General features: G+C 65.4%; 12 protein-coding genes. 3 read left to right on the top strand and 9 right to left on the bottom strand.

The window, feature by feature from the left end:
* Positions 1–38 precede the first annotated feature (38 nt).
* Positions 39–1,178 carry an acyl-CoA dehydrogenase family protein gene (locus tag ACVMB1_RS31380; RefSeq protein WP_076834904.1) on the top strand — a complete coding sequence of 380 codons (1,140 nt, stop codon included), beginning with the start codon at positions 39–41 and terminating at the stop codon, positions 1,176–1,178.
* A 355-nt stretch (positions 1,179–1,533) separates the two neighbouring features.
* Here the strand turns inward: ACVMB1_RS31380 and ACVMB1_RS31375 are convergent, their stop codons facing one another.
* From ACVMB1_RS31375 to ACVMB1_RS31335, 9 genes are all read right to left on the bottom strand, one after another.
* Positions 1,534–2,571: an amino acid ABC transporter substrate-binding protein gene (locus ACVMB1_RS31375; protein WP_141339963.1), complete on the bottom strand. Its 1,038-nt coding sequence runs from the start codon at positions 2,569–2,571 to the stop codon at positions 1,534–1,536.
* Between the two features lie 58 nt (positions 2,572–2,629).
* Positions 2,630–3,223 (bottom strand): L,D-transpeptidase, encoded by a 594-nt coding sequence (locus ACVMB1_RS31370; RefSeq protein ID WP_057018994.1) that lies wholly within the window; start codon positions 3,221–3,223, stop codon positions 2,630–2,632.
* Between the two features lie 170 nt (positions 3,224–3,393).
* On the bottom strand, positions 3,394–3,522 hold the full coding sequence (locus ACVMB1_RS31365; RefSeq protein WP_141339964.1) for a DUF2474 domain-containing protein: 129 nt from the start codon (positions 3,520–3,522) through the stop codon (positions 3,394–3,396).
* Entirely contained in the window at positions 3,522–4,523 is a 1,002-nt protein-coding gene (gene cydB / locus ACVMB1_RS31360; protein WP_057018993.1) for a cytochrome d ubiquinol oxidase subunit II, read from the bottom strand. The genes ACVMB1_RS31365 and cydB overlap by 1 nt, the downstream gene beginning before the upstream one ends.
* On the bottom strand, positions 4,520–5,926 hold the full coding sequence (locus ACVMB1_RS31355) for a cytochrome ubiquinol oxidase subunit I (protein ID WP_057018992.1): 1,407 nt from the start codon (positions 5,924–5,926) through the stop codon (positions 4,520–4,522). Before ACVMB1_RS31355 ends, cydB begins: the two co-directional genes overlap by 4 nt.
* A 191-nt stretch (positions 5,927–6,117) precedes the next feature.
* On the bottom strand, positions 6,118–6,696 hold the full coding sequence (locus ACVMB1_RS31350) for a thioredoxin family protein (RefSeq protein ID WP_076834906.1): 579 nt from the start codon (positions 6,694–6,696) through the stop codon (positions 6,118–6,120).
* A 16-nt stretch (positions 6,697–6,712) separates the two neighbouring features.
* Positions 6,713–7,468 (bottom strand): cytochrome c biogenesis CcdA family protein, encoded by a 756-nt coding sequence (locus ACVMB1_RS31345; protein ID WP_076834956.1) that lies wholly within the window; start codon positions 7,466–7,468, stop codon positions 6,713–6,715.
* A gap of 411 nt (positions 7,469–7,879) precedes the next feature.
* Positions 7,880–8,491 carry a sigma-70 family RNA polymerase sigma factor gene (locus ACVMB1_RS31340; RefSeq protein ID WP_057018990.1) on the bottom strand — a complete coding sequence of 204 codons (612 nt, stop codon included), beginning with the start codon at positions 8,489–8,491 and terminating at the stop codon, positions 7,880–7,882.
* A 246-nt stretch (positions 8,492–8,737) separates the two neighbouring features.
* Entirely contained in the window at positions 8,738–9,805 is a 1,068-nt protein-coding gene (locus tag ACVMB1_RS31335; RefSeq protein ID WP_076834907.1) for an acyltransferase family protein, read from the bottom strand.
* A gap of 211 nt (positions 9,806–10,016) precedes the next feature.
* On the opposite strand from ACVMB1_RS31335, the gene hrpB reads away from it, so the two are divergent.
* Together hrpB and ACVMB1_RS31325 are read left to right on the top strand one after the other, a co-directional pair.
* On the top strand, positions 10,017–12,485 hold the full coding sequence (gene hrpB, locus ACVMB1_RS31330) for an ATP-dependent helicase HrpB (protein ID WP_076834908.1): 2,469 nt from the start codon (positions 10,017–10,019) through the stop codon (positions 12,483–12,485).
* A gap of 219 nt (positions 12,486–12,704) precedes the next feature.
* Entirely contained in the window at positions 12,705–14,156 is a 1,452-nt protein-coding gene (locus tag ACVMB1_RS31325) for an NCS1 family nucleobase:cation symporter-1 (protein ID WP_057018987.1), read from the top strand.
* Positions 14,157–14,280 lie beyond the last annotated feature (124 nt).

Here is a 14,280-nt window from a genome sequence, read left to right as displayed (position 1 = left end):
ACTCAGACCGTTGCTTAGAACGTTAGATCGGATTTCCTATGGCCCTCGTCCTCACCGAAGAACAATCCATGCTGCGCGACAGTGCGCGCGGTCTCATCAGCGACAAGGCGCCGGTGGCGCATCTGCGCGGCCTGCGCGATGCCAAGGATGCCACCGGCTTCTCGCGCGATCTCTGGAAGACATTTGCGGAGATGGGCTTCTCCGGCCTGCTGGTGCCGGACCAGTTCGGCGGCAGCGGGCTCGGTTGCGTCGAGGCCGGCATCGTCATGGAGGAGATCGGCCGCACCTTGATGCCGTCGCCGTTCCTCGCGACCTCGGTGCTCGCCGCCTCGGCGCTGTCGCGCGGCGGCAGCGAGGCGCAGAAGGCGCAGCATCTGCCGAAGATCGCCGACGGCTCGCTGCTGGCGGCGCTCGCGATCGATGAGGGCGCCAAGCATCGCCCGCTGCAGACCAAGTTGCAGGCCACGCGCTCCGGCAACGGCTTCAAGCTGTCGGGCGACAAGGCCTTCGTAGTCGACGGCCACACCGCCGACCTCCTGATTGTCGCCGCGCGCGGCGCGGGCAGCGCCGGCGACAGGAACGGGCTGACGCTGTTCCTGGTCGATCCGAAGGCGAAGGGGCTCGCGGTCGAGCGCACCGCGATGGTCGATTCGCACAACGCGGCGCGCATCGTGTTCGACAATGTCGAGGTCAACGCCGACAGCGTGCTCGGCGAAGTCGATCAGGGCTTTGGGCTGCTCGAGGGCGTGCTCAACATCGGCCGCGGCGCGGTGGCGTCCGAAATGGTCGGCCTCTCCGACGAGGTGTTCGGCCGCACCGTGGCCTATCTGAAGGAGCGCAAGCAGTTCGGCAAGGCGATCGGCGAATTCCAGGCGCTGCAGCACCGTGCCGCGCAGCTCTACATCGATATCGAGATTACGCGCGCCGCTGTGTTGAAGGCGCTGCAGGCGCTCGACACGGACATCGACAAGGCGGCCACCGCGGTCGCGGTGGCAAAGGCCCGCGCCGGCACCACTGCGACGCTGGCCGTGCAGGAGGGCGTGCAGATGCATGGCGGCATGGGCATGACCGACCAGTTCGACATCGGCTTCTTCATGAAGCGCGCCCGCGTCTGCCAGGAGCTGTTCGGCGACAGCAACTTCCACACCGACCAGCTGGCGAGCGGCAAGGGGTATTGATCTTCGCCGCGTCATTGTCGCTACGCAACACGCTGTCATCGCCCGGCTCGCCGCCTTCGCTCAAGCTTCGGCGCGCCTGAAAGCGAAAGCCTCGTCGAAGCCTTGGCGTAGACGGGACCGGGCGTTCCAGTATTCCAGAGACGTCGGCGCTTGAGCCGAGAAGCCGCGGCGTACTGGATCACCCGCTTTCGCGCGGGTGATGACAGCGGTGAGGGCGGCTTGGCATAGGCTCGTCATTGCGAGCGAAGCGAAGCAATCCATCTCTCCACTTGTGGCGAAATGGATTGCTTCGTCGCTTCAGCGCAAAATTGCTTTGCAATTTTGTCGCGACCTCCTCGCAATGACGATGGAGAGTCTACCGGATCGGCGGCGCGTACTGGACGCCGCCGGCGTTCCAGAGCTGGTTCATGCCGCGCGGGATCTTCAGCTTGGAGTCTGCGCCGACGTTGCGGTCGTAGACCTCGCCGTAATTGCCGACATGGCGGATGATGCGCACCGCCCAGTCCTTGGTCAGACCGAGATCCTCGCCATAGCTGCCCTCGGTGCCGACCAGCCGCATCACCTCCGGCTTCTTCGACTTCAGCGCCTCGTCGATGTTCTTCGAGGTGATGCCGAGCTCTTCGGCGTTGATCATGGCGTACAGCGTCCACTTCACGATCATCATCCAGTCGTCGTCGCGCAAGCGCACCACCGGCGCCAGCGGCTCCTTGGAGATGATGTCGGCGAGGATCGTGTGGTCGCTCGGCTTGGCGAGGTTGAGCCGCAGCGCATAGAGCTGCGAGGCGTCCGATGTTAGCGTATCGCACTGGCCGGAGTTGTAGGCGTTCACGACGTCGTCCAGCTTGTCGAACTTCATCTCCGTGTACTTCATGTTGTTGGCACGGAAATAGTCGGCGAGATTGAGCTGCGTCGTGGTGTTGGCCTGCACGCAGACCTTGCTGCCGTTCAGGTCGAGCGCGGAATCGATGTTGCGCGAGCGTGGCAGCATGAAGCCCTGGCCGTCATAATAGGCGACCGCGGGGAAATAGAGGTCGTAATTGGTCTCGCGCGACATGCTCCAGGTGGAGTTGCGCGAGAGGATGTCGACCTTGCGGTTCTGCAGCTCCTTGAAACGCTCGCTGGCGTCGAGCGGAACGAACTTCGCCTTCGACGGGTCGTCGAAGATCGCCGACGCGACCGCGCGGCAGAAGTCGACGTCGAAGCCGGTCCAGTTACCCTTGTCGTCCGGGATCGAGAAGCCCGGCAGGCCCTTGTTGACGCCGCACAGCACGTCGCCGCGGCGGACGGTGCGCTTCAGCGTGCGGGTGTCGTAACGCTCATAGGTGATGGCGGCGGCCGCAACCAGCGCGGCGATCGCGAGCCCGATCGTCAGGCCGCCTCGAAATGTACGCATGGGTTCTCTCTCGCGAAGGATCGGGGAAATCAGGACGGATATCGAAGGCGGGTAGAGATCAGAGTTCGGGCTTCTGCCGGATGATCACCTTGGTGCCGACCGGAACGCGGTTGTAGAGATCGGCGACGTCGTTGTTGACCAGGCGGAAGCAGCCGGAGGAAACGGCGGTGCCGATGGTGTCGGGCCGGTTGGTGCCGTGGATGCGGTAGACCGTGGTGCCGAGATACATCGCGCGTGCGCCGAGCGGATTGCCCGGGCCGCCCGCCATGAAGCGCGGCAGATAGGGCTGGCGCGCGATCATTTCCGGCGGCGGCACCCAGTCGGGCCACTCGGCCTTACGGGTGATGCTCACGAGGCCCTGCCATTGAAAGCCTTCGCGGCCGACGCCGATACCGTAGCGGAGCGCGCGGCCATTGCCCTGCACCAAATAAAGATGGCGCTCGGCGGTCGCGACGATGATGGTGCCCGGCGCCTCACTGGTCCGGTAATATACGACCTGCTTCTGCCATTCCGGGTCGAGCTCGTAGCCGTCGTCAGCAACAAGGCCGGGCTCGTCGGCGTCCGGGCGGTTCTGGGCGAAGCCCTGCGACGTCGACAGCACGAGCGCGCCCGTCGCGATCAACATCCAGACCAGGTGACGAAACTTCGTCATTGAAAGCTCTCCTTGTTGGCACGCGGCCAAATGGTTGCTCCACCCGCAAATCAGGCAGCATCAAATCTCAGCGGCAGCTTGATGGCAAGCTTAGGGCGGCATCACAGGTATATCCCTGTAATGCTTCTGTTTTTTGTCATTGATTGTCGCGGCACGTTGCGCGGGCCGCCTCATTTCGGCGCGATCCAGAGTCGCAAGGCGAACGAGATCAGCGCCACGGTGCCGACGCCGCCGAGCCAGAGCGCTGCGAACCACAGCAGGCGCTGGCCGAGCGGCCGCTGATTCGGGCTCTCGGGCATCAGTGGTATCCGTGGCCGGGGCGCACCTTGCCGCGGAACACCCAATAGGCCCAGGCGGTGTAGCCGAGGATCAGCGGCACCAGGATCGAGACGCCGACCAGCATGAAGACCTGGCTGTTGGTCGGTGCCGCCGCCTGCCAGATCGTGATGCTCTGCGGCACGATGTACGGATACATGCTGATGCCGAGTCCGGCATAGGACAGCGCGAACAGCCCGAGCGTCAGGAAGAACGGCTGGTGGTCGTTCTTGTTGCTCAGCGCGCGCAGCAGCAGTGCGGTGACGGCGGCGACCGCGATCGGCACCGGCGCGGTGAGGATGATGTTGGGCCAGGCGAACCAGCGCTGGGTGTACTGCACGCTGAGGAAAGGCGTCGCGATGCTGACGGCGCCGATTGCGCCCAGCATCGCGACCAACAACATCCAGCTCAGATGATAGGCGCGGTCGCGCAGCTCGCCCTCGGTCTTCATCACCAGCCAGGTCGCGCCGAGCAGCGCGTAGCCGATCACCAGCGCGACGCCGGTCAGGACGCTGAACGGCGTCAGCCAATCCCACCAGCCGCCGGCGTATTGGCGGCCCTCGACATGGATGCCCTGCAGGATGGCGCCGAGCGCGATCCCCTGCGCCAGTGTCGCAAGCAGCGAGCCGCCGGCGAAAGCGATATCCCATTTGTTGCGCGCCTTCTGGGTCCGCCAGCGGAATTCGAAGGCGACGCCGCGGAACACGAGGCCGAGCAGCATCGCGATCATCGGCGTGTAGAGCGCCGGCATCAGCACCGCATAGGCCAGCGGAAACGCCGCCATCATGCCGCCGCCGCCGAGCACCAGCCAGGTCTCGTTGCCGTCCCACACCGGCGCCACCGTGTTCATGATGACGTCGCGGTCGGTCTTTTGCGGAAACAGTGGGAACAGGATGCCGAGGCCGAGATCGAAGCCGTCCATCACGACATAGACGAACACGGCAAAGGCGATGATGAAGGCCCAGATCGTGGCGAGATCGATCATCGCGCGCCCTCCACGGCTGCGCCCGCCGCCGGCGTGATGCCGGCCGCGCGGGCCGGAAGATCCTTCGTCGGGCCTTGCTCGCCGGGATGCGGCGGCTGCGCCATCAGCCGCAGGATGTAGATCACGCCCGCGGTGAACACGGCGAAATAGACGATGATGAAGGCGATCAGCGACGAGCCCACCGCGGGCGCCGCCAGCGGCGACGCCGAATCGGCGGTCCGCAGCAGCCCGTAGACCGTGAACGGTTGCCGCCCGGTCTCCGTGGTGATCCAGCCCGCGAGCACCGCGATGAAGCCGGCGGGGCCCATCAGCACGGCGAAGCGATGCAGCAGCGACGACTGGTACATCATCCCCCGCCAGCGCATCAAAAGGCTGAGCAGGCCGAGCCCCATGATCAGGAAGCCGAGGCCGACCATGATGCGGAACGACCAGAAGGTGATCGGCACCGGCGGCCAGTTCTCGCGCGGCACGGTGTCGAGGCCGGCCAGCGGCGCGTCGAGCGAATGCTTCAGGATCAGCGACGACAGTTTCGGCACCTCGATCGCATACTTGACCTTCGCTTCACGCTGGTCGGGCCAGCCGAACAGGATCAGTGGCGCGCCGTCCTTGTGGCTCTGGTAATGCCCTTCCATCGCCATCACCTTGGCGGGCTGGTGCTCCAGCGTGTTGAGGCCGTGCTGGTCGCCGGCGAGGATCTGGATCGGCGCCACGAGGGTGGCCATCCACATCGCCATCGAGAACATCACGCGCGCTCCCGCCAGATGCTGGTCGCGCAGCAGATGCCAGGCGCCGACCGCGCCGACCACGAGCGAGGTGGTAAGGTACGCCGCCAGCACCATGTGCACGAGGCGATAGGGGAACGACGGATTGAAGATCACCTTGAGCCAGTCGGCGGCGACGAACTGGCCATCGGCGTTGACGGCGTGGCCGGTCGGTGTCTGCATCCAGGAATTGGCCGACAGAATCCAGAACGCCGAGATCAGCGTGCCGATCGCGACCATCAACGTCGCCACGAAGTGCAGCCTGGGGCCGACGCGCTCGAGCCCGAACAGCATCACGCCGAGGAAGCCGGCTTCCAGGAAGAATGCGGTCAGCACCTCATAGGCCATCATCGGGCCGATCACCGGCCCGGTCTTGTCGGCAAAGGACGACCAGTTGGTGCCGAACTGGTAGGACATCACGATGCCCGAGACCACGCCCATGCCGAACGCGACCGCGAAGATCTTCAGCCAGTAATTGAACAGGTTGATGTAGACCTCGCGCCTGGTGGCAAGCCACAGCGCTTCCAGCACCGCGAGATAGCTCGCAAGCCCGATCGAGAATGCGGGAAACACGATGTGGAACGACATCGTGAAAGCGAATTGCGCGCGGGCGAGTACGACCGCATCCCAGCCTTCGAACATTACGCACCATCCGTCGTCGACCTGGCGTGGACCTTACCACGTCAGCTGTGACGACAAAGAGGGCGGATTGTCCGACTGGAGCGGGTTGAGTTTTGGCTGGATCGGCTTGGCGCGGTCCCGGTTCACCTCTCCCCGTCGGGGAGAGGTGAGCTTTCGACGCCGTTCCAGCTCAACCTGATTTTCATCAGGCTTTAGCTGTTGGCGTTGAGCAGCCGCGCGACGGTGCGGTCGATCTCGTCGTACTGTCCCTCGCCGGCGTGCTGGAACACGATCTTGCCGTTCTGGTCGATCACGTATTGCGCCGGCCAATACTGGTTGCGGTAGGCGTTCCAGGTCTGCGAATTGTTGTCCTGCGCCACCGGATAGAGGATGCCGTGCCGCTTCAGCGCCGCCTGTACGTTGGAGGCCGAATGCTCGAACGGGAATTCCGGCGTGTGGACACCGATCACGACGAGGCCGCGATCCCGGTACTTCGAATAGAGCTGGGTGACGTGCGGCAGCGTGTTGACACAGTTGACGCAGCCATAGGTCCAGAAATCCACCAGCACGACCTTGCCGCGCAGGTCGGCGAGCCTGAGCGGCTGCGAATTGAACCAGTTGCTGATGCCGACGAATTCGGGCGCGGTCTGGCTCTGTCCGGTTGTCATGGCGATCGCCCGCGGCACTGGCTGTGCCGGCGCGTCTGACTCGGTGCAGAGGCCGGGAATGACGGCGCCGCCGAGGCCAAGGCCCGTAACCAGAGCGGATACGGCAATCAAGCGCAGGGACATCGATATCTCCTTTGGCTTACAGGCCGATCTGGCCGTTGGGATAGAACTGGGTCAGCCACGCCACGATCAGCGTGTCGTATTGCAGGTAGGACAGCGCGGCGAATGCGACGATCACGACGCCGAAGCCCTGCTGCAGGCGCGGCGCGATCCGCGCCATGCTGCGCGCGCGCGTGGTGACGGCCTGTCCGCCATAGGCAATCGCAAGCATCGGGATCGCGGCGCCGATCGCGTAGGTGACGAGCTGCAGGCTCGCCCACGCGGTGTCCTTCGAGGTCGCGACGATGGTCAGGATCGAGCCGAGCACGGGGCCGGCGCACGGCGTCCACACCAGGCCGAGCGTAGAGCCGAGCACGAAGCCGCCGAACAGGCTTTGCGACGGCGCGGCATGACCGAGGCTGCCCCCTTGTTTGGACGTGTTTTCTTGACGCGAACCGGTATCCACTTCGCTCGAAAACGCTTTGGTAGCGCCGGTGAGCCGGATCGACAGCCATTCGAACGGCGCCGGCCAGATCATCAGGAGGCCGAAGCCCGCGAGCAGCACGGCCGCGCCGGTCCGCAGCACGTTCGGATCGAAATCGAAGGCGCGCGTGATCGCGCTCAGCAGCAATGCCACCGCAGAGAATGACATCACGAAACCGAGCGCGATCATCGCGGGCCGCGCCTTGCCGGTCTGGCCTATCGATACCCCGAGCAGGATCGGCAGCATCGGCAGGGTGCAAGGGGCGGCGACGGTGGCGACACCGGCAAGCAGGGCAAGGGCAAGGCTGAGCATCGTCATCCGTCCATCAGAGTCCCGGCGCGCCAGAGGGCCGTGCCGGGTACGCCTGATGTTCTTCGCGAGGACGGTTTGGCCGTTACGGCGGGCCGGTCGCGGGCCGCGTCACGTCTGTGTGAGGCGAGGTGCACTCGGCTTCACGACGTCGCGCCAAATACAGAGCGACCCGGCTGGGGGGCATCCCGGCCGGGTCGTTGGAGGCTACTTGGGAGGTTAGAACGAAGAGGTATCGAAATCGGTTCAGTGGATTGGAGTTGGGGTTGCGTCGTTGGATATAGGTATAGAGGTCGCGTTTTTCCGGGTGATGTCGTCGATTGTTTCAATTGTTTCGTCGCCTGGTTTTTTCGGCTTCGTGGATAATTGCCCGGGTCGCGCGATTTCCCTTTAAGGTATTGAATTTGCAGTCTTTTATGCGGCGACGCTATCCACGCCGGCACCCCGCAGGAGGTCGGCGAGCTGCTTGCGGGCATAGAACATGCGGGTCTTCACCGTGCTCTGCGGGATCCCGATGATCTGCCCGGCCTCCTCGACCGACTTCTCATGGTAGTAGACCAGATTGATGATCTCGCGGTGAGCCGGCGACAGCTTGGCCACGCAGGCGCGGAGGATCTCGCTGGTGGTGGCGCGATCGAGCGAGGTTTCCGGCGTGTCGGCGCCGTCGGCGATCTCCAGCACGTCGTCCTGGTCGATGTCCTCATGCTTGCGCTGGCGTAGCGCGGTCAGCGCCTTGAAGCGGGCGATCGAGAGCAGCCAGGTCGAGACCTGCGAGCGGCCCTCGAATTGGGCCGCGGTGCGCCAGACGTCCAGGAACACCTGGCTCACCAGGTCCTCGGCCATCGTGGTGTCGCGCACCATGCGGAGCACGAAGCGGTAAACCCGGACGTTATGACGGGAATAGAGCGTGTGCATCGAGGTGCGGTTATTCTTGGCGATACGCGCGAGCAGCGTTTCATCCGAGGTCGCGCGAGCAGCGTCGATATGCTTCGTGGCTGCAGAGTTGATGGCGATGACGTTCGGCATGACAGGCTCCCAGTTCGCCGTTGGGCGGCGGTTCGTTGGGAGAATTGTTAGTTACGGCCCGTTTCCGGATGTCTGCGCGAAAAGCGGAAAATGGTTTCGTGAACGGGAGAATTGTTTCGTCGCCGGCCCGACGACGAAACATCCGGGACCAAAAAGCCAATAATTTCAATGCGAGGAAAATTCGAACGGCCGGATTCCCGCCGTCGGAACGAATCCGGCTGTTATGACTTCTGGCACTGTCGGGGCTTATTCGGCCGCCTGCAGCGAGGGCGCCGCCTTTTTCGGGGCAATCCAGAACGCATCGGGCCGTTCGAACAGGAAATTGGCCCGCGCCGCCAGCGCCAGCCGCCAGATCACGAGCGAGCCGGCGACGCCGACCGCGGTCACGATCAGCGAGATCAGGCCGATGTCGTGGATGACGCCGAAGCGCAGCAGAAGGGTGCGTGACGCCGCCATCGGCAGGAAGAAGGCGAGATAGATCACGATCGAATGCTCGCCGCAGAAGCGCAGGAAGCCAAGCCAGTGCGCGCGCGCCAGCAGCGTGCCGGTCACGATGATCGCGCAGGCGCCGGCAAAGCCGAGTGCCAGCGAGACGACCGGCCATTCGCTCACCTCGAGCGCAACCAGGCCGCCATTGATCAGCGCCCAGAGCCCAAGCCCGAGCAGGGCAAGCGCAGGCCGTGCCCGCGCGCGGTCCGAGAGCGCGAACACGTAATCGGCGAGGACATAGCCGGTGTAGAAGTAGACGAAGCGGGAGCAGAACTCGTCGATCACGGTCCAGCCGGTCGCGACATGCGCGGTCTCCAGCGCTGCTGCGATCAGCCAGATCACGAGCGGGTGGACGTTGCGCGCGAGCTTGGTGACGACGAAGAAGATCGGCAGCAGATAGATGAACCACAGCGTGCCGAACGGCTCGATGAAGGATTCGAGGTATTGCAGTCCAACCTGGGGCCAACCGGTCTCGGCGGCCAGCGACGGCGCCTTGAAGCCGAACTGGATCGTCACCCAGAGCACGTAGAAATAGGCGAAGTGCATCACCTTGCGGTCGAGATAGGTGCGCCAGTCGCGATCGATCACGACCGACAGGAACAGGCCCGAGATCAGGAAGAAGTCAGGCATCCGGAACGGCTTCGCGAACATCACGACGTAATGCATGAAGCCGGTCTGCTCGGCGGCCTTCTCGACCCCCAGCACCGAATGCATCATCACGACCATGATGATGCAGATGCCCTTGGCATAGTCGACCCAGTCGACGCGTCCGCTCGCGCCTGGGGCGGAACGATCTGTCGCAGCGGCTGTGCCGTTCGTGGTCATCTTTGTCTCGTTTCGGCGTGATCGGGCCTATCATCGGCCCGATCGGTTGCTTTCTCCTTTATTGATACAAATGGTGTGCCACCAAACCGGACCTTTCCGCGGGTTTCCCGTAGCCGGCGAATGGTCTAAGAGGCCGAGGAATCCAAGAGAAGAGACCATTTGTTAACCATGGGACGCACCGGCCCGAGCGCCACTGCGATGATGAAAGTCCTTGCCGCGCCAATTCGATAGTCCGCTGCCGATCGACGCCGTGCTCGACGAGCTCGATCGCGCGCTTGAGGGCCACAACGCCGCGGTGCTGGTGGCGCCGCCGGGCGCCGGCAAGACCACGCGCGTGCCGTTGGCGTTGCTCGATGCCCCCTGGGCGAAGGGCAAGAAGATCATCGTGCTGGAGCCGCGCCGCATCGCCGCGCGCGCCAGCGCGGAGCGGATGGCGAAGACGCTCGGCGAGCGTGCCGGCGAGACCGTCGGCTATCGCGTGCGCTTCGGCTCGAAGGTGTCGCGCGCGACGCGGATCGAGGTCGTCACCGAAGGCATCTTCTCGCGCCAGATCCTCGACGATCCCGAGCTCAACGGCGTCGCCGCGGTGCTGTTCGACGAATTCCACGAGCGCTCGCTCGATGCCGATCTCGGGCTGGCGCTGGCGCGCGACGCGCAGACCGGCCTGCGCGAGGATCTGCGGATCCTCGTGATGTCGGCAACGCTCGACGGTGCACGCGTCGGAAAACTGCTCGGCGACGCGCCGGTGGTCGAAAGCGAGGGGCGCGCCTTTCCGGTCGAGACCCGTTACGTCGGCCGCAAGGTCGACGCGCCGCTGGAGCGGCAGATGGCCGAGACGATCGCGACCGCGCTGCGTGCCGATGCCGGCTCGGTGCTTGCCTTCCTGCCGGGCGCCGCCGAGATCCGCCGCACCCAGACCTTCCTCACTGAGCGTGTGCACGACGCCTCTGTCGAGATCGTGCCGCTGTTCGGCGCGCTCGATGCCAGCGTGCAGGATCGCGCCATCGCGCCGGCGCCGAAGGGCACCCGCAAGGTGGTGCTGGCGACCTCGATCGCCGAGACCTCGCTGACCATCGAGGGCGTCCGCATTGTGGTGGACTCTGGCCTTGCGCGGGTGCCGCGCTACGAGCCAGACATTGCATTGACGCGGCTCGAGACCGTGCGGGCGTCGCGCGCCGCGGTCGATCAGCGGCGCGGCCGCGCCGGCCGCATCGAGCCCGGCGTCTGCTACCGGCTCTGGGACGAGCCGCAGACCGCGTCGCTGCCGGCCTACACCGCGCCCGAAATCCTCTCCGCCGATCTGTCCTCGCTGGTGCTCGACCTCGCGCAATGGGGCGTCAGCGATCCCGCGGGCCTTGCCTTCCTCGATCCACCGCCGGGACCGGCGCTGAAGGAAGCCAGATCGCTGCTGTCGGAGCTCGGGGCGCTCGACGGTGATGGCCGCATTACAGACGAAGGGCAGAGCCTGCGCGCGCTGGCGCTGCCGCCGCGGCTGGCGCGCATGATCGTGGATTCCGCTCGCTTCGGTATGGGCGAGGAGGCGGCCGAGATCGCCGCGGTTCTGACCGAGCGCGGGCTCGGCGGCGACAGTGTCGATCTCGACGTCAGGCTCGACCAGTTCCGCCGCGACCGTTCGCAGCGCGCATCGAGCGCTCGCAGCATGGCGGCGCGCTGGGCCGCGCAGGTGAAGTCGGCTGTCGGCGAAGCGAAGGATCTCTCCACCGGCGTCATGCTGGCCTTCGCATTCCCGGATCGGGTCGCCCGGAACCGCGGCAATGGCAGCTTCGTGCTGGCCAACGGCCGCGGCGCCGCCGTCGAGCAGACCGCGGCGCTGGCGCGGCTGCCTTATATCGCGGTCGCCGAACTGACCGGCACGGCCGCGAGCGGCCGCATCCTGCTGGCGGCGCCGATCACCCAGGAGGAGATCGAGCAGCGTTTCGCCGACCAGATCGAGAACGTGGAAGAGGTGACGTTCGACCGCGGCGCGATGGCGCTGCGCGCGCGGCGCCGGCGTTCGCTGCACGCGATCACGCTGTCGGAAGCACCGATGTCGCTGTCGCCCTCGGCCGAGACCGCGCGCGTCTTCGCCGACGGGCTCATCGCGGCCGGGCTCGACCGGTTGCCGTGGTCGAAGCACTCCAAGCAATGGCGCGACCGTGTCATGTTCCTGCGCAAGGCCGAGGACGAGAGCTGGCCCGATCTGTCCGACACCGCGCTCGCCGCGCGTGCCGACGACTGGCTGGTGCCGGCGCTCTACGACAAGACCGGGCTGAAGGACCTGTCCGCCGGCGACCTGTCGGACGCGCTGATGGCGTTGCTGCCGTGGGAATTGCGCGCGCGGCTCGATCGCGAGGCGCCGACGCATTTCGAGGCGCCGACCGGAACGCAGCTCGCGATCGATTACGAGGCCGAGCAGGGCCCGACCATCGCGGTGCGGCTGCAGGAGCTGTTCGGGCTCAACACCCATCCCTCGATCGCCAAGGGCGCGGTGCCGCTGGTGCTGGAACTGCTGTCGCCGGCACAGCGGCCGGTGCAGGTGACGCGCGATCTGCCCGGCTTCTGGCGCGGCAGTTACGCTGCGGTGCGTTCCGACCTGCGCGGCCGCTATCCGCGCCATCCCTGGCCGGAAGATCCCGCCAGCGCGATGCCGACCAGGCGCGTGAAACCGCGCGGCACGTGACGGGTCGCGAATCTCATGCATCGCCATCATTGCGAGGAGCGATAGCGACGAAGCAATCCATCGTTCCGCGCATGCCGCACGATGGATTGCTTCGCTTCGCTCGCAATGACGGGCATAGACCCGCACCATCCGGGACGTAACGCTGGCGAGCGTCCGCAAACGGTGGTTAGATTTGCACGCTGGGATGGGATCACGGGCTCGCAGTTTGGGGAGGTCACCGTGGAGATCAAGAACGCATCGCCGTCGCTGTACAACGAAGACCTGGCGCCGGCCAAGGAACGTAACTGGGGCGCCTTCAGCATCTTCAACGTCTGGACCTCGGACGTGCATAGCCTGTGGGGCTATTATCTCGCCGCCAGCCTGTTCCTGCTCTGCGGCAGCTTCGTCAATTTCATCCTCGCGATCGGCGTCGGGTCGCTGGTGATCTTCGTGCTGATGAGCCTGATCGGCAATGCCGGCGTGAGGACCGGCGTGCCCTATCCGGTGCTGGCGCGCGCCTCGTTCGGGGTCTGGGGCGCCAACATTCCGGCGCTGGTCCGCGCCGTCGTCGCCTGCTTCTGGTACGGGGCGCAGACCGCGGCGGCCTCGGGCGCGATCGTTGCGCTGCTGACGCGCATCGACAGCTTCAAGGCGTTCCACCAGTCCAGCCATATGCTCGGCCATTCCACGCTCGAGGTGATCTGCTTCGTCGTGATCTGGGCGCTGCAGCTCCTGATCATCCAGCGCGGCATGGAAACGGTGCGGCGCTTCCAGGACTGGGCGGGACCTGCGGTGTGGTTGATGATGCTGATCCTTGCGATCTATCTGTGCATCGCGGCCGGCGGCATCTCGCTCACCGCGCCGATCCCGCAGGACGTGCTGCTGGAGAAGACCAAGGAGGCTGGCGTACCCGGCGTGCCCGGCTCGTTCCCGGCGCTGTGCGCCGTCGCCGCGACCTGGATCACCTATTTCGCCGCGCTCTATCTCAACTTCTGCGACTTCTCGCGCTATGCGCCGGATGCAGCCGCGCTGCGCAAGGGCAATATCTGGGGCCTGCCGGTCAATCTGATCCTGTTCTCGCTGGTCGCCGGCGTCACCACGATCGCGGCGTTCAACGTCTATCACGAGGTGCTGCTGCATCCCGACCAGATTTCGGCGAAGTTCGACAGCTGGTTCCTGGCGCTGCTCGCGGCGGTCACCTTCGCGGTGGCGACGCTCGGCATCAACGTCGTCGCCAATTTCGTCTCGCCGGCGTTCGATTTCTCGAACGTGTTTCCGCGGCATATCGACTTCAAAAAGGGCGGCTACATCGCGGCGCTGATCGCGCTGGCGCTGTATCCGTTCGCGCCCTGGGAGGGCAGCGCCGCCTCGTTCGTCGGGCTGATCGGCGCGACGATGGGACCGATCTTCGGCGTCATGATGGTCGACTATTACCTGATCGCCAAAGGCCGTGTGAACGTGCCGGCGCTGTATCAGGAGAACGGCGAATATCGCTTCCAAAACGGCTGGAACGTCAGCGCGCTGATCGCCGCCGGCATCGGCGCGCTGTTCTCGTCGGTGCTGCCGAACTTCACCTCGATCCTGCCGGCGTGGTGGGCGGTCTATGGCTGGTTCTTCGGTGTCGGGATCGCGGGCGCGGTCTATTACGCGCTGCGCGTTGCGATGCCGAGCCCGGTCGCCAGGACGGCCTGAGAGACGGCCTGAGGGCCGGAAATTGCGGCCCTCGCGGGCGACCGACGTCATTCGGCCGCCCCTTGGGGCTCGCATTAACCCTTCGCTCATCCTTTTCGCCAAAATGGCAGGCTCGTGCCGCCGC

This window comes from Bradyrhizobium sp. USDA 4504, from assembly GCF_054063995.1.
The sequence above is the reverse complement of the archived record's forward strand: the minus strand, read 5'-3'. Positions and strand labels throughout refer to the sequence as shown.

Coding starts and splice junctions, on each gene's coding strand:
- ACVMB1_RS31370 (WP_057018994.1), bottom strand. CDS start 3,223: ATGACGAAGTTTCGTCACCTGGTCTGGATGTTGATCGCGACGGGCGCG.
- ACVMB1_RS31345 (WP_076834956.1), bottom strand. CDS start 7,468: ATGCTCAGCCTTGCCCTTGCCCTGCTTGCCGGTGTCGCCACCGTCGCC.
- ACVMB1_RS31380 (WP_076834904.1), top strand. CDS start 39: ATGGCCCTCGTCCTCACCGAAGAACAATCCATGCTGCGCGACAGTGCG.
- ACVMB1_RS31340 (WP_057018990.1), bottom strand. CDS start 8,491: ATGCCGAACGTCATCGCCATCAACTCTGCAGCCACGAAGCATATCGAC.
- ACVMB1_RS31355 (WP_057018992.1), bottom strand. CDS start 5,926: ATGTTCGAAGGCTGGGATGCGGTCGTACTCGCCCGCGCGCAATTCGCT.
- ACVMB1_RS31335 (WP_076834907.1), bottom strand. CDS start 9,805: ATGACCACGAACGGCACAGCCGCTGCGACAGATCGTTCCGCCCCAGGC.
- ACVMB1_RS31375 (WP_141339963.1), bottom strand. CDS start 2,571: ATGCGTACATTTCGAGGCGGCCTGACGATCGGGCTCGCGATCGCCGCG.
- ACVMB1_RS31365 (WP_141339964.1), bottom strand. CDS start 3,522: ATGCCCGAGAGCCCGAATCAGCGGCCGCTCGGCCAGCGCCTGCTGTGG.
- ACVMB1_RS31350 (WP_076834906.1), bottom strand. CDS start 6,696: ATGTCCCTGCGCTTGATTGCCGTATCCGCTCTGGTTACGGGCCTTGGC.
- cydB (WP_057018993.1), bottom strand. CDS start 4,523: ATGATCGATCTCGCCACGATCTGGGCCTTCATCATCGCCTTTGCCGTG.